Raw genomic sequence first — 17,465 nt, 5'->3', positions numbered from 1 at the left:
TCTCGCGGATGGCCCTTTCCGCGGGCTCTCCGCGCTTTCCGGGACCTTATGGCTGACCAGCACAATCTGATCCGCGTTCGCGGCGCCCGCGAACACAATCTCAAGGACGTCAACGTCGACATCCCGCGCGGGGAACTCGTGGTGATCACCGGGCTGTCGGGGTCGGGCAAGAGCTCGCTCGCCTTCGACACCATCTACGCCGAGGGCCAGCGCCGGTATGTCGAGAGCCTCAGCGCCTATGCGCGCCAGTTCCTGGAGCTGATGAGCAAGCCCGACGTGGACCTCATCGAGGGTCTGTCGCCGGCCATCTCCATCGAGCAGAAGACGACCAGCCGCAATCCGCGCTCGACGGTCGGCACGGTCACCGAGATCCACGACTACATGCGCCTGCTTTGGGCGCGCGTGGGCGTGCCCTACTCGCCGGCCACCGGCCTGCCCATCGAGAGCCAGACCATCTCGATGATGGTCGACAAGCTGGTCGCCCTGCCAGACGGAACGCGCCTGAACCTGCTGGCGCCCGTCGTGCGCGGCCGCAAGGGCGAGTACCGCAAGGAGTTCGCCGAGTGGCAGAAGGCCGGTTTCCAGCGGGTCAAGGTCAACGGCGAACTGATGCTGATCGAGGACGCCCCGATCCTCGACAAGAAGTTCAAGCACGACATCGACATCGTCGTGGACCGCATCGTCACCAAGTCCGGCCAGGAGCAACGCTACGCCGACAGCTTGGCCACCGCGCTGAAGCTGGCCGACGGGATCGCCGTCGCCGAGTGGGCCGACCTCGCCGAAGGTGAGACGACGCCGAAGCAGCTGCTGTTCTCCGAGAAGTTCGCCTGCCCGGTCTCAGGCTTCACGATCAGCGAGATCGAGCCTCGGCTGTTCTCGTTCAACAATCCGTACGGCGCCTGCCCGGTGTGCGACGGTCTGGGAGCCAAGCTGGCCTTCGACGCCGACATGGTCGTGCCCGACAAGGACAAGAGCCTCCACAAGGGCGCCATCGCCCCCTGGGCGAAGGGCCCCTCGCCGCTCTACACGCAGACGCTGCAGGCGCTGAGCCGACACTACGATTTCTCGATGGACGAGCCGTTCTGGAAGCTGCCTGAGCCGGCCAAGAACGTGATCCTCTACGGCTCGGGCGCGGAGAAGATCCGCTTCATCTACGACGACAACGCGCGCAAGTACGAGGTCAACAAGACCTTCGAGGGCGTGCTGCCCAACCTCGAGCGCCGCTGGCGCGAGACCGACAGCTCGTGGGTGCGCGAGGAGTTGGGCCGCTACCAGTCCGAGACCCCGTGCCTCGCGTGTGAGGGCTATCGCCTGAAACCGGAGTCGCTGGCGGTGAAGATCGCCGGCCAGCACATCGGCCAGGTCTCCCGGCTGGCGATCCGCAGCGCCCAGCAGTGGTTCGAGGCGCTGGAAGGCCAGCTCACCGCCAAACAGATGGAGATCGGCCGGCGGATCCTGAAAGAGATCAACGACCGCCTGCGGTTCCTGGTTAACGTGGGGCTGGACTACCTGAACCTGTCCCGCGCCTCCGGCACCCTGTCGGGCGGCGAGAGCCAGCGCATCCGCCTGGCCAGCCAGATCGGTTCCGGCCTGACCGGCGTGCTCTACGTTCTGGACGAGCCGTCCATCGGCCTGCACCAGCGCGACAACACCCGCCTGCTGGAGTCGCTGCGCGGCCTGCGCGACCTGGGCAATTCGGTGCTGGTGGTCGAGCATGACGAGGAGGCGATCATGACTGCCGACCACGTCATCGACATGGGTCCGGCCGCCGGCGTCCACGGCGGCCACGTGATCGCCGAGGGAAAGCCGGCCGACATCATGGCCAACCCCGACAGCATCACGGGCCAGTACCTGGTGGGCACGCGCGAGATCGCCGTGCCCGAGGATCGCCGCCCAATCTCGAAGAAGAAGGTGATCCGCGTCGTCGGAGCCAGCGGCAACAACCTGAAGAACGTCACCGCCGAGATCCCAGTGGGCACGTTCACCTGCATCACCGGCGTCAGCGGCGGCGGCAAGTCCACCTTCACCATCGAGACGCTCTACAAGGCCGCCGCACGACGGCTGCACAACGCGTCGGACGCGCCGGCCGCCCATGAACGGATCGAGGGGCTGGAGCACTTCGACAAGGTCATCGACATCGACCAGTCGCCGATCGGGCGCACGCCCCGGTCGAACCCGGCGACCTATACCGGCGCCTTCCAGCCCATCCGCGACTGGTTCGCGGGCCTGCCGGAGTCGAAGGCCCGCGGCTACGGCCCGGGGCGGTTCTCGTTCAACGTGAAGGGTGGCCGCTGCGAAGCCTGCCAGGGCGACGGCCTGATCAAGATCGAGATGCACTTCCTGCCGGACGTCTACGTCACCTGCGACGTCTGCCACGGCAAGCGCTACAACCGCGAGACGCTGGAGGTCCTGTTCAAGGGCAAGAGCATCTCGGACGTCCTGGACATGACGGTCGAGGAGGCCGCCGAGTTCTTCAAGGCCGTGCCTGTGCTGCGCGAGAAGATGCTGACGCTGAAGCGCGTGGGCCTGGGCTACGTGAAGGTGGGCCAGTCCTCCACCACCCTGTCGGGCGGCGAGGCGCAGCGGGTGAAGCTGTCCAAGGAGCTGTCGCGCCGGGCCACCGGCAAGACCCTCTACATCCTGGACGAACCCACCACCGGCCTGCACTTCGAGGACACCAAGAAGCTCCTGGAGGTGCTCCATGAGCTGGCCGACCAGGGCAACACCGTGGTGGTCATTGAGCACAACCTCGACGTCGTGAAGACCGCCGACTGGATCGTTGATTTCGGCCCCGAGGGCGGCGACGGCGGCGGCGAGATCGTGGCCCAGGGCAGTCCCGAGGACGTGGCGGCCAACCCCAAGAGCTGGACCGGCCGCTACCTGCACGACCTCCTGGAGCGCCATCGCCAGCGCAAGGGCGAGCGGAAGAAGAGGCTGGTCGGGGCGTAGGGGCAATTCGCCTCGCGGGCGAGAAAACGCCGTTCTCCCGGCCGCAACTCAACGCCAGGTGCTGAACAGTTCTGCTCTCCTTGACCTCCCGCAGAGCTGTACGGACGGTGCTGCTCATGTCGGGGAGGTAACCATGAAGAACAAGGTCTTGGCCGGGGTCGTAATGGCCGCCGGTATCGCGGTCAGCAGTGCGGCGTCCGCAGCCGTCGTGACATTCGATTCACTGCGGTCGGCGAACAACTACAGCCTGGGTTACGGCTTCACCTATGTCGAACAGGGGCTCGGGTTCCGGGCCTACGGGACCGACGGCCGCGACGAGCACATGTTCATCTGGGGCTTCGCGACGAACCCCAATCGCCAGGCTGATCCCGTCGGCGCCTCGCCTTGGGTGAACTCGATCAACGCGTTCCTGCGGATCGAGAAGGTCGGGGGCGGGACCTTCTCGCTCAATTCGCTGGACCTCGCGGACTACACGAACATGCAGGCGCCGCTGGGCTCCTTTGCCATGAGCTACAGCTATGTCGACGGGTCGGGCTCGCACTCTGGCGTGTTCAACCTGGACAAGACAGCGGGGCTGCAGACGTTCACCGTCAACCTGGCGAACATCAGCCGGATGGACCTGTTCACGGGCGATAATTCCGGTCCGGGCGTCCAGATCGACAACGTCCGCTTCAACGAAGCGATCACAGCGCCCGTGCCGGAGCCGTCGGCCTGGGCGCTGATGCTGCTGGGCTTCGGAAGTCTCGGCGCGGCGCTCCGCAAGCGCCGACGCCTCATGGCCTAACCGCGGGACGCAGCTAAGGAAGCGGCCAGTTGGGCGACCCTGAAGATCAGGGCGAAGCGCAGCTCGGCGGCGTCGGAGAAGGCGGGGGCGAAATCGAGCTCGCCATCGCCCACCATGACAAAGCCCTCGGGCTGGGCGCTGGCCAGCAGGCGCTTCACCTGAGCGCGAGAGACACCGCTCGCCCGCGCGAGCGAGAGTTGACTGAAGCGCACCGCCTCGAGAAGGCGGGCGCGTTCGCTCCGTTGCCGGACGATCAGTTCGTCCAGGATGCGCAGAGCCCCATCGTGCTCCATGAACTGGCGGATCCCGACCGGCAGCACCGACAGTACCGCAGGGTCGGTGGTCGGGAGCGCCGCCATGGCGGCCAACAAGCCCTGCAAGCGCTGTTCTCCATTGGCCGTTTCCGGAGCTTCCGGCTCTAGTAGGTCCACGGCGGCCAGCAGGTTTCGCGCCGTGTCCTCGACTTGGCCGCATAGGGCGGGGCTGACCTGGACTGGGCGGTCGGTCCAGTAGCCGTCGCCCGCCGAAATGCTGAGCAGGCCGCGCAGTTGGGCGCCGTCGAGGTAGGCCAGTACGCGACCGCGGCTGCACAGACCCAGTGTGCGCGCGGACTCCAGCAGCGCATTGGCCGTCAGGCCCTCCGGGCGACGGTGAAGGACGACGGTCGCGCGTGACAGCGTCGAGCGCCCCAGGTCGGTCGTAGCCCATCTCAGGGCGGCATCCAGTCGCCGGAATTGCTCGACCCGGCTCCGAGCGTACTGCTCGACAGCGTCGCGGAAGCGTGGGTGCTCGCGAATGCTCGTGAGCGCGGCCACGCCAAACGGTCCGTCCATCCCCCTCCCCCCCCGGGTTCGTGCGCGGAACGACAAGGTCGAAGAGAGTCGCGTGACCGTCGACTATCTGACAGTTGCATTCCGACGCGCGTCGATAAGGGTGGTCATCGAGGCTTGATAGACATCAGTGGCGCGTATGCGGGCATCCCTGGAGAGGCGATGGTCCCGCAACCTTGCCCATCCGCTCGGTGTTCTGCTCCCGCATTCAAGAGGAGAGACACCGATGGGCATCTTCGGCTCGATCATGGACAAGGTCTTCCACCGCAAGCCAAGGCCTGCAGCTCCGGCAGCGGCCGCCGCTACGCCCGCCGCGGCTTCGGCGAGGGCGCCGGCCACAACGCAGGCCGCGCTGGCTGCCGCACCCCCTCCGGCTCCTGCCGATGTTGAGGCGATCCTCACCGAGATCGCCGCCGAAAAGGGCGGTGGCGGCAACTGGCGCACCTCGATCGTCGACCTTCTCAAGATGCTGGATCTCGACTCCAGCCTGGACGCCCGCAAGGCGCTAGCGGCCGACCTGAACGTCAACGCTGGGACCCATGGCAGCGCCGAGCAGAACATCGCGCTCTCTAAAGCTGTCTGGGCCGCGCTGGCGAAGAACGGTGGCAACGTGCCCGCGTCGCTCCGCGACTAGCGTTGGCGCTAAACGTCCGTTTGAAATAGCCTCCCCTTCAACTTCGAAGGGGAGGAACATCATGAAGCTCTATGGCGCGCCGATGCCGGCGCCGAATCCGCGGCGGGTGCGGATTTTCCTGGCCGAGAAGGGCGTCGACCTGCCTGAGACGCCGGTCGACATGATGAAGCGCGAGCACAAGAGCGACGAGCACAAGGCGCGCAACTCGCTGGGCCAGGTGCCGACGCTGGAGCTGGATGACGGGAGCTGCATCTCGGAAACGGTCGCCATCTGCCGCTACTTCGACGAGGTCCAACCCGACCCGCCCCTGTTCGGCCGGACGCCGTTCGAGAAGGCCAACGTCGACATGTGGGTGCGCCGTGTCGAGTTCCAGGTGATGAGCCCGGTCGGCATGTACTGGCGCCATGCCCACCCCTTCACGGCGCGGCTACTGACCCAGTTCAAGGACTTCGGTGAGTCCAACAAGGCGCTCTACGCGGGGGCCCAGAAGTGGCTGGACGCCGAACTGGCCGACAAGCCTTTCGTGGCCGGCGAGACGTACACGATGGCCGACATCTGCCTGCTTTCGACCGTCGACTTCGCCACCTGGATCGGCCTGCCGATGGAGGCCGAGTTCGCCAACCTGAAGGCGTGGCACGACCGGGTCACTGCCCGGCCCAGTTCGCAAGCTTGAAACCGGCCGGCGCTCAGATGGCGGCGGCGGGGGCGTCGTTCTGGAGGCCCTCGCCCCCCGTCAGGCCCCGATAGGCCCAGGCGCCCGGCGCGGCGATGACGGCGTAGTAGATGGCCGTGAACACGCTGCCGACCATCATGTAGGCGATCATGAACGGGTTCAGATAGCTGGAGAGCTTGGTCTCGTCCGGCTGGAAGATCCCGGACAGGTCGGCCAGCGTGCCGCCCGTCGCGAGGACCGCCAGTCCGGCCAGCATGCTGAACAGCATGATCGCCAACAGCGACACCACCACGACGCAGCAGATCGCAAGAACGTAGGCGCCCAGCAGCCGCCAGAATTGTCCCTTCGTGAGCGCCCATGAATCGAGGATCGCGAGCCTGCCACGGTCGAAGGTGATCACCGGCGCCAGCGACATCCGGATCGCGATGTAGAAGAACATGCCGATGGCGAAGAGTTCGGCGGCCGAGAACACGAACGCCATCACCCCCTGCCCCAGAAACGAGGCGATGAAGACCACGATGCCGATGCAGAGCTGCGCAACCGCCAGCAGCATCACGCCCAGGACGACGTAGATCAGGGTCAGCGCCATCAGCCGCAGCTCATCCTTGCCGAGGCGCAGGTAGCTGAACCGCTCGTCCGCCGGCTTCAGGATGATCCGATACACGGCCGCGGCCATCACGCACTGGACCGCCAGCCCGAACGCCAGGATGGGCGAAAGCACCATCAGCGCCGACGTCAGGGCGTCCATGTCCGGCGGCTGGCTTGGATCGGTCTGCAGCGACGCCATAGCGTCGCGCGCCTCCTTGGGCATGTTGACCGAAATCAGGACGCTGGCGACGTTCACGAGGAAGCAGAACACCGTCCACGCCAGCAGCGCCTTCGGCCGTTCGCGAGTAATCCGAAACCCTTCGAGCGCGGCGTCCGTCGCCGAAAACCCAGTCATCCTCGTCCCTTCGCCCCCGCATGCCGGGGGACTCCTTATTGCCGCGCGCCGCCTTGACCGTGCAAGGGCTCGCAAGGCCTCGCTCGCGATCCCGCGAGATCGTTGCTAGGACGTCACGCATGTCCCTCACCCCTACGACATCAACGCCGATCCATGTCGTCGGCGGCGGTCTGGCCGGATCCGAGGCCGCCTGGCAGATCGCGAGCGCCGGCGTCCCCGTCGTCCTGCACGAGATGCGACCCGTCCGCGGCACAGACGCCCACCAGACCGACCACCTGGCCGAGCTGGTCTGCTCCAACTCGTTCCGCGCCGACGACTGGACCGGCAACGCCGTGGGCCTGCTGCACGCCGAGATGCGCGCGCTGAATTCGATCATCATGGCGTGCGGGGACGCCCACCAAGTGCCGGCCGGCGGCGCGCTCGCGGTCGACCGCGACGGCTTCGCCCAGGCGGTGACGGCCAGGCTGGAGGCTCATCCGCTGGTCACCATCGCCCGGGAAGAGGTCGCCGGCCTGCCGCCGGCCGAGTGGGACAGCGTGATCGTGGCCACGGGCCCCCTCACCTCGCCCGCCCTGGCCCAGGCGATCCTGGACCTGACCGGCGAAGGCCAGCTGGCCTTCTTCGACGCCATCGCGCCGATCGTGAACTTCGACTCGATCAACATGGACATCGCGTGGCGGCAGTCGCGCTACGACAAGGTGGGCCCCGGCGGCGACGCGGCCGCCTACATCAACTGCCCCATGACCAAGGACCAGTACGAGGCCTTCATCGACGCCATCCTCGAAGGGCCGAAGTCGGAGTTCAAGGACTGGGAGAACGTGCCCTACTTCGACGGCTGCCTGCCGATCGAGGTGATGGCCGAGCGCGGCCGCGAGACCCTGCGCCACGGACCGATGAAGCCGGTGGGCCTGACCAACCCCCGAGACCCGCTGGTGAAGGCCCACGCCATCGTCCAGCTGCGCCAGGACAATGCGCTGGGCACGCTTTGGAACATGGTGGGCTTCCAGACCAAGTTGAAGCACGGCGCCCAGACCGAGATCTTCCGGATGATCCCAGCACTGGAGAAAGCCGTGTTCGCCCGCCTGGGCGGGCTGCATCGCAACACCTTCATCAACTCGCCGCGGCTGCTGGATACGAACCTGCGCCTCAAGGCCGATCCGCGCCTGCGGTTCGCCGGCCAGGTGACGGGGGTCGAGGGCTATGTGGAAAGCGCCGCGGTGGGCCTGCTGGCCGGCCGCTTCGCCGCCGCCGAGCGCCTGGGCAAGCCGATCGAGCCGCCGCCCGAGACCACAGCGCTGGGCGGCCTGGTCGGCCACATCACCGGCGGGCACCTGGAAGGCGGCAAGGGCAGCTTCCAGCCGATGAACATCAACTACGGCCTGCTGCCGCCCATGGCCCCGCCCAAGCGCGACGCCGAGGGCAACCGGCTGGGCTCGAAAGAGAAGACCAGGCTGAAGAAGCGGCTAATGGGGGAACGGGCGTTGTCCGACCTCAAGGCCTGGGCCGAGGGTGAGAAGGCGCTGGAACCGGCGGAATAAGTTATGCTGTGGGGCGTGAAATCGCACGCCACCACCCTTCTCGGTTCCGCCATGTTCCTGGTGTTCGCGCCGGGGACGATCGCCGGTCTGATCCCGTGGCTGATCGTGCAGTGGCCGGCGCCAGCAGACGCGCGATGGGCAGCCGTCGGCCTGATCTTCCTGATTCCCGGGGCGATCCTGCTACTCGACTGCTTTCGGCGCTTCGCCGTGCAGGGGCTAGGCACCCCAGCCCCGATAGCGCCGCCGGAGCGCCTGGTCGTCATCGGCGCCTATCGCCACGTGCGCAACCCCATGTACGTGGCCGTGGTCAGCCTGATCCTGGGCCAGGCGGCGCTCTTTGCGAGCCTGCCGCTGCTGATCTACGGCGTCGTCATGTGGGCCGGCTTCCACGCCTTCGTGCTGGGCTACGAGGAACCGACGCTCCGGCGGCAGTTTCCTGAGGACTACGTCGTGTATTTCGATGCGGTTCCGCGATGGGTCCCACGATTCACGCCGTGGGACGGTACGTGGCTTACGCGCTGGGAACGCGAGGACCCAGACTCTGGCGGCGGCTAGATCCGACCCCGCGCCACGGCCCAGATCAACCTCAGCTGCTTCTCAAACAGGGTCGGCCGTCGCCCGGTCGCGTAGTGAGGCGCCAGCGTCGCGTGGGCAACAGCAGGAAACGCTTCATGCGAGACGTCGCGTCGCTCGACGGTCCTGGCCTCGGCCATGCTCAGACTCACCTCGGCCAGCGCCTCGCTCACTGCGGATGAAGCCAGGCGTCCGTCAGCCATCAAGCGCGAGAGGGCCCACATCGCCGACCAGCCGCTGGCAAAGCTGCCCTCGACTGCACCGCCCAGGACCTGGATTGCGAGGACGGCAGCGGAGTTGGCCGTGCCGAACGCCAGCGCCATTGCGTCAGCCTTGCTCATCGGCGTCGCGTCCAGTTCGCGGTAGCGGGCGTCGATCATCGCCTCCAGCGGCTCGCGCGGCAGGTCGTGGCGGCGGATCACGTCGGCCAGCGCCTGGGCGGTTGGGTGATGGCGCACGTGGCGGCCTTCGTAGGCCTCGTCCAGCATCTCGCGCCACCACGTCAGCCGGATCTCGCCCAGCAGCGGGTTCGAGGCCACCTTCGGCGCGCGGGCCAGTTCGTGGTCGTAGGCGTAGATCGCGATCACGTCGGCGCGCCGGCCCGCATCCCCGATGAACCGGCTGGAGAGCCAGCGGTCGGGGTCCACGCGGCGGATCAGGTCGTCGAGGTCGTCGCTCATGGCCAAAGGCGGCTGGGGTCCAACGAAAAAGGCCCGCCACCCCCTTGCTGCTGGGGCGGCGGGCCTCTCCGTAACCTGTCTTCGTGGGTTAGGCGAAGATCGTCTGGCTCATGGTCATGGTGACCAGCATCGGCACCGACAGCAGCGTGTTGGTCCGCGAGAAGAGCATCGCCTTCTTGCCGGCCGCCGCCTTGGCGTCGGCGTCGCCTTCGACGATGCCCAGGGCGATCTTCTGGGCCGGCCAGATGAACACCCAGACGTTGAAGAACATGATCGTGGCCAGCCACATGCCCAGGCCGATGAAGGTGACCTGCGGATTGGCGAAGCCCTGCAGCGCGCCGAGCGTGAACGCATCGACCAGGTAGCCGCGCGAGAAGGCCAGGATCACACCCATGATCCAGGTGGCCAGCGCCGCGTAGCGGAACCAGAACAGCGCCTCGGGGGCGATGTACTTGGAGACCGCCGGCTTCAGCTCGGCGGGGATTTCCGGCATTTTCCGGATCTGGACGAAGTTGAAGTAGTAGAGCAGCCCGATCCACAGGATGCCGAAGAAGGTGTGCAGCCAGCGGAAGACGGCCTGCCAGAAGGTGGCGTCCATCGAGCCGTGGTGGACCTGGTAGCCCGCGACGATGACCAGGGCCAGCAGGAAGCTGACGATCATCGTGTTGCGGAAATTGGCGAGTAGTCCGGCCATGTAACTTGCCCTCGTTAATCCTGCCCTGGCCGGAGGTATAGGGCGTTTCGCGGCGGGCTGGAAGCGACGCCGCAGATGCCCCCGCGGCAGGATCAGACGGCGATCAGGGCGGCGGCCAGCCGGCGGCCCTCGGAGGTCAGCAGGTTGTAGAGCTTGGCCGCCGCAGCAGTGTCCATGAACTCGAGCCCCATGCCCGCCGCGCGCAGGCCTTCGCGGATCTCTCGCGATGGGAGCGCATTGCGGGCCCCGGTGCCCAACAGGACGAACTCGACGTCCGCCGCGCCGGCTTCGATGACGGGCGCGAAATCGGCCAGGGAAAGGTCGGCCATGGCCTTCACGCCCCAGCTGTGCGGCTCATCCCTCACGATCAGCACCGAGCCGTCATGCCTGGCCCCGGCGAGGCGGAAGCCGCCATCGCCATAGGCGTCGATCGTGGGCGCGTTGCGGGCCATGGCCTAGGGCCGGGCGTCGACCGGCTTCAGCACCTCGGCGTCCTCGCCGCGCTTAACGCCCAGCCACAGCAGGACCACGGCGGCGACGAAGAACGACGAGTAGGTGCCGACCACAATCCCGAAGATCATCGCGATCGAGAACCCGAAGAGCGACTCCCCGCCGAACGCGGCCAGCACGCCCAGGGCCATCAGGCCCGTGACGCCCGTGATCGCCGTGCGCGACAAGGTCTCGTTGATCGACAGGTCGATGACGTCCGAAAGCGGCATGCGCTTGTACTTGCGCAGGTTCTCGCGAACCCGGTCCAGCACGACAACGGTGTCGTTCACCGAGTAGCCGATGATGGTCAGGATGGCCGCCACGGTGTTCAGCGAGAACTCCATGCCGGTGACGGCGAAGAGCCCGAAGGTCAGCAGCACGTCGTGCAGCAGGGCTGCGGCCGCGCCAACGCCGAACGTCAGGCCGAACCGGAACCAGATGTAGGTCATCATCATGCCGATGCCGAGCGCCAGGGCGAGCACGCCGTTCCGGAACAGCTCGCCCGACACCTTGGGTCCGACCACCTCGGTTCGCTTGAACTCGACGGGGCCCAGAACGCCGATCAGCGCCTTCTTGGCGCCCTCGACGACCACCGCCGGGTTTTGACCCTCGGGGGTCTCGAAGCGGACCATCACGTCCATCGGACTGCCGAACGCCTGCACCTGCACGTCGCCCAGTTGGTGGGCGCCCAGGGTCTCGCGGATCTTGGACAGGTCAGCGGGGGTCTTGGTCGTCAGCTCCAGCAGCGTGCCGCCCCGGAAGTCGACGCCGCAGTTCAGCCCGCCGCAGGGCGGGGTCAGAGGATAGAGCGTCAGGACCACCGCCGCGATCGTCGCGATCAGCGAGACCGCGCCGTAGACCTTGGCGAACCGCATGAAGCGGAAGTTGGTCTTGGACGGCAGCAGCTTGATGAGCGGCCACCAGCGAGATTCGGATTTGCTCATGCGGGCGCTCGTTCGATAGGCAGGGTCTTGGGCCGCGCGACCTTCAGCCAGAAGGCCAGTAGCACCTGGGTGACCAGCACGGCGGTGAACACCGAGGTGAACACTCCGATGGCCAGGGTCCAGGCGAAGCCCTTCACCGGGCCCGCCCCCAGGCTGAACATGATCGTCGCCGCGCCCAGGTGGGTGATGTTGGCATCGAAGATGGTCAGCATGGCGCGGTTGAAGCCGGCGTCCATGGCGGTGATCAGCGAGCGGCCGTTGCGGTACTCTTCGCGCATGCGCTCGTAGATCAGCACGTTGGCGTCGACCGCGACCGCAAGGGTCAGGATCAGGCCGGCGATGCCGGGCAGTGTGAGCGTGGCCTGGGTCATGGACATGGCGCCCACGATCAGGAGGCCATTGACGATCAGCGCGATGATCGAGACGCCGCCGAACAGCCACCCGTAGGCGACGACCATGAAGATCAGCACCAGGATGAAGGCGCCGATGGCCGAGATCTGGCCGGCGGCGATGGCGTCGGCCCCCAGCTCGGCGCCGACGGTGCGCTGCTCCTCCACGTTCAGCCGGGTCGGCAGGGCGCCGGCGCGCAGCACCAGCGCCAGGTCGTTGGCCGACTCGGTCGTGAAGTTGCCGCTGATCTGGCCGCTGCCACCCGTGATCGGCTCGTTGATGACGGGGGCGGAGATGTACTTGTTGTCGAGAACGATCGCGAAACGCTTCTTCACGTTGGCGGTCGTCGCCTCGCCGAAACGGCGGGTGCCCAGGCCGTTGAAGCGGAAGTTCACGTTCGGCTGACCGTTCAGCTGGTCGAAGCCGGCCTGGGCGTCGGTCAGCATCTCGCCCGTGACCAGCGAGCGGCGCTCGACGACGATCGGCGGATCGCCGGCGGACCCGCCCTGAACCAGCATGCGGCCCGGCGGAATCCGGCCGGCCATGATCTCCTCGGGCGAGACCCCCTCGTCGACCAGGTGGAAGGTCAGCTTCGCGGTCTGGCCCAGCACGGCCTTGAGGCGTTCAGGATCGCTCTCGCCCGCCGCGGCCACCACGATGCGGTTCGTGCCCTGGCGCTGGATCGTGGGCTCGCGGGTGCCCAGCTCGTCGATCCGCCGGCGAATGATCTCCTGCGACTGCTCGACGGCGCGCGCGGCTTCCGCCTTCAGCGCGTCCGGCACGAAGGTCAGCCGCAGCTGCCCTCCCGGCTGGCTCTGGACGGTGATATCCCGGCCTCCCGTGGAGCCGGCCATCGGCGCCCCGATAGAGTCCCGCAGCAGCTTGGTCGCGGCCTCGATCTTGGTCGGATCGGTGATGCGGACGTTTACGCCGCCATTCACCACGCCCAGATCGCTGAACAGGATCTGTTCTTCGCGCAGGCTGGTCCGGACATCCTCGACCATGTTGGTCAGGCGCTCGACCCGGAGCGCTTCGGTGTCCACCTCGAGCAGGAGGTAGGAGCCGCCCTGGAGGTCGAGACCCAGGTTCATGACTTTCTTGGGCATGAAGCCCGGCAGGCTCTCCCGCACGTCCTGCGGCAGCGCGTTCGGCAGCGCGAAGAGCACCCCGAACACCAGCGACAGGACGACGAGGATGATCCTCCAGCGGGAGATACTGACCATCGTCGGAGTTCTTTAGGCCTTGGAGTCGTTGGCAGGCGCAGGCGCGCCCTTGGCGTCGACGTTGGCGATCATCGACTTGACCACCTTCACAGTCACGCCTGTGGCGATTTCGAGGCCGACCTCGGCGTCTTCCACACGGACGACCTTGCCTTTGACGCCCGACGAGAGCGTGACGGTGTCGCCGCGCTTCAGGGCCGCCAGCATGGCTTGGTGCTGCTTCATCCGGCGCTGCTGCGGCCGGATCATCAGGAAATAGAAGAGCACCACCAGGGCGACGAGCGGCAGGAACTGCATGAGCAGCGCCTCGGGGCCCGCGGCGGCGGCGCCGGCGGCTTGGGCGTAGGCAGGGGTGGCGAACATGGCCTCTCCGAAAATGCACGACGGGCGCCGGTTTCATATGGGCGCCCGCGAAAGTCGGCGGAAGCTATGCGCAGAGCCCTGCTTTTGCAATGGAACCAGGGCGTGTGATAGGCGCCACGGTATGGAGCGAGACGTCATACCCCTGCTGACCCGCATCGCCGAGGCGCTGGAACGGCTCGCGCCGCCTCCGCGCGCGGCCGCCGACTTCACCGTCGCCCGGCTCTTTCGGCACGATCCGGCCACCGGCGCCTTCCATCCGGCGCCCGACTATCCGTTAGCGCTCGACAGCCTGGTGGGGGTCGAGCGCCAGAAGTCGCGTTTCGTGGAAAACCTGGGCCGCTTTGCTCGGGGCCTGCCCTGCAACCACGCGCTGCTGTGGGGCGTGCGCGGCACGGGCAAGAGCTCGCTAGCCAAGGCGGCCTTCATGGCTGTCGCCGGCGATGACCTCAAGTTGGTGGAGGTCGACCGAGACCAGGTCACCGCCCTGCCCGCGCTCTTCGATGAACTGCGGGTTCGGCCCGAACGCTTCGTCGTGCTTTGCGACGACCTCTCGTTCGAGGAGGGGGCGGCCGCAGCCAAGGCGCTGAAATCCGCTCTGGAGGGAGGCGTTTCGGGCCCGCCGGCCAATGTCCTGTTCGTCGCCACCTCGAACCGGCGCCACCTGATGCCACGCGGCCATCAGGAGGATCGCGGCCTGGTGGCCGCGGCCGAGGACGCCGAAGAGGAAGTCAGCGTTTCCGACCGCTTCGGACTCTGGATCGGCTTCCCGCCGATGGACCAGGCCAACTACCTGGCGGCCGTGAACGCCTATGCGGGCCGGTTCGGCCTGCAGGTGGCGGACCTGGACCGCCGTGCCCTGCAGTGGTCGCAGTTGCGGGGGGCCCGGTCTGGCCGCGTCGCCTGGCAGTTTATCCGCGATCTGGCGGGGGAACTGGGGAAGAGCCTGCCGCTCTAGCCAAAAGCGCAACGAAAAAGGCCGGCGCAAGCGCCGGCCTCGTCCGTGTGTCAGCCGATGTGGCTTAGGCGCTTTGCAGCTGGCCCGCCGACATCTTGCCGCTGCGCTTGTCGCGCTCGAGTTCGAAGGAAACCTTCTGGCCTTCGTTCAGGCCGTTCATGCCGGCGCGCTCAACCGCCGAGATATGCACGAACACGTCCGCGCCGCCGTCGTCGGGTTGAATGAAGCCGAAGCCCTTGGTTCCGTTGAACCACTTCACAGTACCGGTAGCCATTTTTGTTCCCTTTCCGGGTGCAAATAATTTCCGCCGCAGAGCGGCGTTCGCATCAAAATCTCGGAGAGGGTCGTGGGTATATCTGCCTAGGAAACTTCAGGAAGTTCCGTGGAGAAATTTCGCGAGCCAGTGCGATATTCGATGCCTCGAACTTACGAGATTTCGACACCTCTCGCAAGAACATGCGGAATACCGCTTAACGCGAGGGACTCTGTGACGCTTTGACTATAGATTGGCGCGCCGCGTCGAACGCCTGCCAGGCGCTCCGCGGCAAGCTGGAGCTGACCGCATGAGAAACGCACCCGAACGCGCCGTCTTCACCGTGGTGCGCCACCCGGGCGGCTGGGCGGTCGAATATCTGGGCGAAATCACCGACGCCAGCCCTGACAAGGAAGTGGCCAAGGCCGCCGCCAACCGCAAAGCCCGTGTCGCGCAGGACGCCGGTCAGCCTTGCCTCGTGCGCGTCTTCGGCGAGCACGGCTTCTTCAACGCGGCGTAGTTCGATGGCTCGCGAACCCGCACGCCGCGGCCCGGCGTCCGCACACTTCCGCAAACAGATCGAAGCGGCCGAGGCCGACGGCGTCCAGCGTGACGACATGCTGCTGCGTCTGACGCTCAGCGACGTCAGCCACCTCAAGCGCGACCGTGACCTGGCGGTCACCGACATCAGCTTCAAGGACGGCGTGATGCGCTACCTGGGCGTGCGCGTCGAACAGGGCGGCGTCACCGACAGCGCCCTCGACCTGACCTCCAAGGCCTAGACCTAACGGGGCAGCACCAGCGCCGGGTCCACGGGCCGGGCGCGCTCCTGCGGGGTCGGCGCATAGCGGACCTCGAAGTGCAACTGCGGCTCGGACACCCCGCCGGTGGTCCCGGCCTGCCCGATCGGCTGGCCCTGAGTGACCTTTTGCTGCATCCGCACGTCGATGCGGCTCAGGTGGCCATAGGCCGTGACCCAGCCATCGGCGTGCTTGATCAGCACCAGATTGCCGAAGCCCGGCACCTGGTCGCCCGCATAGACCACCTCGCCAGAGGCCGCCGAGCGGACGGCGTCGCCGACATTGGCGCGGATATTGAGGCCGTCGTTGCGCGGCCCCTGCCCTCGCCCGCCGAAGCCCGAGATCACCTGCCCCTGGATCGGCCAGACGAAGAGGCCCCGGCCCATTTCGCTGATCTGGGCGTCGGATACCGGCGGCGAGGCCACCGGCGCGCCAGCGACCGGTCCCGTCCGCGGGAACGGGGTCTGGCCCGGGGCGGGGCCAGGCGGCGGGCGATAGGGCTGCGCCGATCCGGGCGTAACGCCCGGCGACGGCCGGTACGGCTGCGGCTGGTCTGGCAGCACACTTTGCGAGGGTCGCGGCGCCGGCGTCGAGGGGCGAGGCGCCGGCGTCTCGAAGGTCGAGGGCGGCGCGGTGCGCGCAGCCGGCTCGGGTATGCGCACGGTGGTGGTGATCGGGCCGCGATCGCGGTAGCCGGCCGGCAACCGCAGGCGGCGGCCCGGCGCGACGCTGGCCCCACGGCGCAGGCCATTGGCGCTGCGCAGCTCAGCTTCGGTCACGCTGAAGCGCCGCGCGATCTCCCCGATTGTGTCGCCACGGCCCACCACATAGGCCTTGGCCGAAGCGCCCGGGCCCCGGATCGTCTGGCCCGGTTGCAGCCGATAAGGCTTCTTCAGCTTGTTGAGGCGGGCCAGTTCGGCGACGTCGCTGTCCAGCCGGTTGGCCACCCGCTCCAACGTATCGCCCTTCTTCACCCTGTAGGCCTTGCCGGGTACGTCGATGGAGACCACCCGGCCCGTCACCTGGCGCTCGGTCGAGACCCGCTCGCCGGTGGCCTCGGACGCGGACGGAGCACGCGGCTCGTTGCGGGGCGTGGCGGCGTTGGCCATGCGCTCGGCCAGCTCGGCGTCTTCCTCCGGCGCCTCGGCCACGGGCTCGTCGGCGCCGCCCGGCAGCTTCAGCTTGCGGCCGGGGACCAGCGCGGTGCTGCGTCCCATTCCGTTGGCGGCGCGCAGGGCGTCCACAGTCGTGCCGTTGCGCTGGGCGATGGCGAACAGGGTGTCGCCGGACTTCACTGTATAGGTCCCCCCTGACGCGCCGGGTTCGGACCTGGGCTTACGGGCCGGGGCCGCCTGGGCGGCCTTGGGGTTCTTCAGTTTCTGTCCGGGCTGGAGCCGGTAGGGTTTCTTCAGCCCATTGGCCTTGGCCACCGCCTCGATCGTGACGTTCATCCGGTCGGCGATCTCAGCCAGGGTGTCGCCCTTGCGAACCGTATAGGTCGACGACGACCCACGCGACCTGGCCCGGGCGGCCGCGTCCTCGCCGGTCACGGCGACCGCGCCGTCGGCGGCCGGCGCGATGACCAGCAGAGGCGCCGGCGCGGCATCGGCCGCGGGCGCCTGGGCATGGGCCGACGCCGCGGTCAGCGCCGTGGTGGCCAGGAGGATCAGGGCCGTGCGTTCGAACAGTTTAGGCATCGCCGCTCCGGGTAGCTCACAGAATCAAGCGGGGCGTGAGGGGGGATAGTGGCCGC

19 protein-coding genes are annotated in these 17,465 nt (G+C 67.5%); 9 read left to right on the top strand and 10 right to left on the bottom strand.

Annotated elements, in window-relative coordinates:
- The first annotated feature begins 48 nt into the window (after positions 1-48).
- Positions 49-2,949, top strand: a complete 2,901-nt coding sequence (gene uvrA / locus EPN98_RS15310; RefSeq protein WP_293363771.1) for an excinuclease ABC subunit UvrA — start codon at positions 49-51, stop codon at positions 2,947-2,949.
- 133 nt (positions 2,950-3,082) lie between these two features.
- Positions 3,083-3,733, top strand: a complete 651-nt coding sequence (locus EPN98_RS15305; protein ID WP_293363770.1) for a PEPxxWA-CTERM sorting domain-containing protein — start codon at positions 3,083-3,085, stop codon at positions 3,731-3,733.
- Here the strand turns inward: EPN98_RS15305 and EPN98_RS15300 are convergent.
- Positions 3,730-4,566 (bottom strand): hypothetical protein, encoded by an 837-nt coding sequence (locus EPN98_RS15300; protein WP_293363769.1) that lies wholly within the window; start codon positions 4,564-4,566, stop codon positions 3,730-3,732. The two genes, EPN98_RS15305 and EPN98_RS15300, sit on opposite strands and share 4 nt — an antisense overlap.
- Before the next feature lie 223 nt (positions 4,567-4,789).
- On the opposite strand from EPN98_RS15300, the gene EPN98_RS15295 reads away from it, so the two are divergent.
- Complete coding sequence (locus EPN98_RS15295; RefSeq protein ID WP_293363768.1) at positions 4,790-5,197, top strand: DUF3597 domain-containing protein; 408 nt, start codon at positions 4,790-4,792, stop codon at positions 5,195-5,197.
- A gap of 61 nt (positions 5,198-5,258) precedes the next feature.
- A complete protein-coding gene (locus tag EPN98_RS15290; RefSeq protein ID WP_293363767.1) occupies positions 5,259-5,870 on the top strand; it encodes a glutathione S-transferase family protein in 612 nt (203 codons plus the stop codon).
- 13 nt (positions 5,871-5,883) lie between these two features.
- Here the strand turns inward: EPN98_RS15290 and EPN98_RS15285 are convergent, their stop codons facing one another.
- On the bottom strand, positions 5,884-6,813 hold the full coding sequence (locus tag EPN98_RS15285; protein WP_293363766.1) for a hypothetical protein: 930 nt from the start codon (positions 6,811-6,813) through the stop codon (positions 5,884-5,886).
- A gap of 119 nt (positions 6,814-6,932) precedes the next feature.
- Here EPN98_RS15285 and trmFO point away from each other — a divergent pair, with 119 nt between their 5' ends.
- Positions 6,933-8,351, top strand: a complete 1,419-nt coding sequence (gene trmFO / locus EPN98_RS15280) for a methylenetetrahydrofolate--tRNA-(uracil(54)-C(5))-methyltransferase (FADH(2)-oxidizing) TrmFO (protein WP_293363765.1) — start codon at positions 6,933-6,935, stop codon at positions 8,349-8,351.
- A 15-nt stretch (positions 8,352-8,366) separates the two neighbouring features.
- Positions 8,367-8,906 carry an isoprenylcysteine carboxylmethyltransferase family protein gene (locus EPN98_RS15275; protein ID WP_293363764.1) on the top strand — a complete coding sequence of 180 codons (540 nt, stop codon included), beginning with the start codon at positions 8,367-8,369 and terminating at the stop codon, positions 8,904-8,906.
- On the opposite strand, the gene EPN98_RS15270 is transcribed toward EPN98_RS15275, so the two are convergent.
- From EPN98_RS15270 to yajC, 6 genes are all read right to left on the bottom strand, one after another.
- On the bottom strand, positions 8,903-9,604 hold the full coding sequence (locus EPN98_RS15270; RefSeq protein ID WP_293363763.1) for a squalene/phytoene synthase family protein: 702 nt from the start codon (positions 9,602-9,604) through the stop codon (positions 8,903-8,905). The genes EPN98_RS15275 and EPN98_RS15270 overlap by 4 nt on opposite strands.
- Before the next feature lie 88 nt (positions 9,605-9,692).
- Positions 9,693-10,298 carry a urate hydroxylase PuuD gene (locus EPN98_RS15265; protein ID WP_293363762.1) on the bottom strand — a complete coding sequence of 202 codons (606 nt, stop codon included), beginning with the start codon at positions 10,296-10,298 and terminating at the stop codon, positions 9,693-9,695.
- A gap of 92 nt (positions 10,299-10,390) precedes the next feature.
- Positions 10,391-10,750 (bottom strand): Mth938-like domain-containing protein, encoded by a 360-nt coding sequence (locus EPN98_RS15260; RefSeq protein ID WP_293363761.1) that lies wholly within the window; start codon positions 10,748-10,750, stop codon positions 10,391-10,393.
- Between the two features lie 3 nt (positions 10,751-10,753).
- Positions 10,754-11,731, bottom strand: coding sequence for a protein translocase subunit SecF (gene secF, locus EPN98_RS15255; protein ID WP_293363760.1), 978 nt, complete (start codon positions 11,729-11,731; stop codon positions 10,754-10,756).
- Entirely contained in the window at positions 11,728-13,344 is a 1,617-nt protein-coding gene (gene secD / locus EPN98_RS15250; RefSeq protein ID WP_293363759.1) for a protein translocase subunit SecD, read from the bottom strand. The genes secF and secD overlap by 4 nt, the downstream gene beginning before the upstream one ends.
- Positions 13,345-13,356: 12 nt before the next feature.
- Entirely contained in the window at positions 13,357-13,704 is a 348-nt protein-coding gene (gene yajC, locus EPN98_RS15245) for a preprotein translocase subunit YajC (RefSeq protein ID WP_293363758.1), read from the bottom strand.
- 121 nt (positions 13,705-13,825) lie between these two features.
- On the opposite strand from yajC, the gene EPN98_RS15240 reads away from it, so the two are divergent.
- Entirely contained in the window at positions 13,826-14,659 is an 834-nt protein-coding gene (locus EPN98_RS15240) for an ATP-binding protein (protein WP_293363757.1), read from the top strand.
- Between the two features lie 64 nt (positions 14,660-14,723).
- Here EPN98_RS15240 and EPN98_RS15235 read toward each other — a convergent pair whose 3' ends face one another.
- A complete protein-coding gene (locus EPN98_RS15235) occupies positions 14,724-14,933 on the bottom strand; it encodes a cold-shock protein (RefSeq protein ID WP_293363756.1) in 210 nt (69 codons plus the stop codon).
- A gap of 289 nt (positions 14,934-15,222) precedes the next feature.
- On the opposite strand from EPN98_RS15235, the gene EPN98_RS15230 reads away from it, so the two are divergent.
- Positions 15,223-15,432: a hypothetical protein gene (locus EPN98_RS15230; protein ID WP_293363755.1), complete on the top strand. Its 210-nt coding sequence runs from the start codon at positions 15,223-15,225 to the stop codon at positions 15,430-15,432.
- Positions 15,433-15,436: 4 nt separating this feature from the next.
- Entirely contained in the window at positions 15,437-15,694 is a 258-nt protein-coding gene (locus EPN98_RS15225; protein WP_293363754.1) for a hypothetical protein, read from the top strand.
- Positions 15,695-15,696: 2 nt separating this feature from the next.
- Here EPN98_RS15225 and EPN98_RS15220 read toward each other — a convergent pair whose 3' ends face one another.
- Positions 15,697-17,409 carry a LysM peptidoglycan-binding domain-containing protein gene (locus EPN98_RS15220; RefSeq protein ID WP_293363753.1) on the bottom strand — a complete coding sequence of 571 codons (1,713 nt, stop codon included), beginning with the start codon at positions 17,407-17,409 and terminating at the stop codon, positions 15,697-15,699.
- Positions 17,410-17,465: the final 56 nt, after the last annotated feature.

This window comes from Phenylobacterium sp., from assembly GCF_004299445.1.
Lineage (GTDB): Bacteria > Pseudomonadota > Alphaproteobacteria > Caulobacterales > Caulobacteraceae > Phenylobacterium.
Note: the sequence above shows the minus strand (reverse complement) of the source record. Positions and strands in the feature narration are given on the sequence as shown.

Coding starts and splice junctions, on each gene's coding strand:
- uvrA (WP_293363771.1), top strand. CDS start 49: ATGGCTGACCAGCACAATCTGATCCGCGTTCGCGGCGCCCGCGAACAC.
- EPN98_RS15305 (WP_293363770.1), top strand. CDS start 3,083: ATGAAGAACAAGGTCTTGGCCGGGGTCGTAATGGCCGCCGGTATCGCG.
- EPN98_RS15300 (WP_293363769.1), bottom strand. CDS start 4,566: ATGGACGGACCGTTTGGCGTGGCCGCGCTCACGAGCATTCGCGAGCAC.
- EPN98_RS15295 (WP_293363768.1), top strand. CDS start 4,790: ATGGGCATCTTCGGCTCGATCATGGACAAGGTCTTCCACCGCAAGCCA.
- EPN98_RS15290 (WP_293363767.1), top strand. CDS start 5,259: ATGAAGCTCTATGGCGCGCCGATGCCGGCGCCGAATCCGCGGCGGGTG.
- EPN98_RS15285 (WP_293363766.1), bottom strand. CDS start 6,813: ATGACTGGGTTTTCGGCGACGGACGCCGCGCTCGAAGGGTTTCGGATT.
- trmFO (WP_293363765.1), top strand. CDS start 6,933: ATGTCCCTCACCCCTACGACATCAACGCCGATCCATGTCGTCGGCGGC.
- EPN98_RS15270 (WP_293363763.1), bottom strand. CDS start 9,604: ATGAGCGACGACCTCGACGACCTGATCCGCCGCGTGGACCCCGACCGC.
- EPN98_RS15265 (WP_293363762.1), bottom strand. CDS start 10,298: ATGGCCGGACTACTCGCCAATTTCCGCAACACGATGATCGTCAGCTTC.
- EPN98_RS15260 (WP_293363761.1), bottom strand. CDS start 10,750: ATGGCCCGCAACGCGCCCACGATCGACGCCTATGGCGATGGCGGCTTC.
- secF (WP_293363760.1), bottom strand. CDS start 11,731: ATGAGCAAATCCGAATCTCGCTGGTGGCCGCTCATCAAGCTGCTGCCG.
- secD (WP_293363759.1), bottom strand. CDS start 13,344: ATGGTCAGTATCTCCCGCTGGAGGATCATCCTCGTCGTCCTGTCGCTG.
- yajC (WP_293363758.1), bottom strand. CDS start 13,704: ATGTTCGCCACCCCTGCCTACGCCCAAGCCGCCGGCGCCGCCGCCGCG.
- EPN98_RS15240 (WP_293363757.1), top strand. CDS start 13,826: ATGGAGCGAGACGTCATACCCCTGCTGACCCGCATCGCCGAGGCGCTG.
- EPN98_RS15235 (WP_293363756.1), bottom strand. CDS start 14,933: ATGGCTACCGGTACTGTGAAGTGGTTCAACGGAACCAAGGGCTTCGGC.
- EPN98_RS15230 (WP_293363755.1), top strand. CDS start 15,223: ATGAGAAACGCACCCGAACGCGCCGTCTTCACCGTGGTGCGCCACCCG.
- EPN98_RS15225 (WP_293363754.1), top strand. CDS start 15,437: ATGGCTCGCGAACCCGCACGCCGCGGCCCGGCGTCCGCACACTTCCGC.
- EPN98_RS15220 (WP_293363753.1), bottom strand. CDS start 17,409: ATGCCTAAACTGTTCGAACGCACGGCCCTGATCCTCCTGGCCACCACG.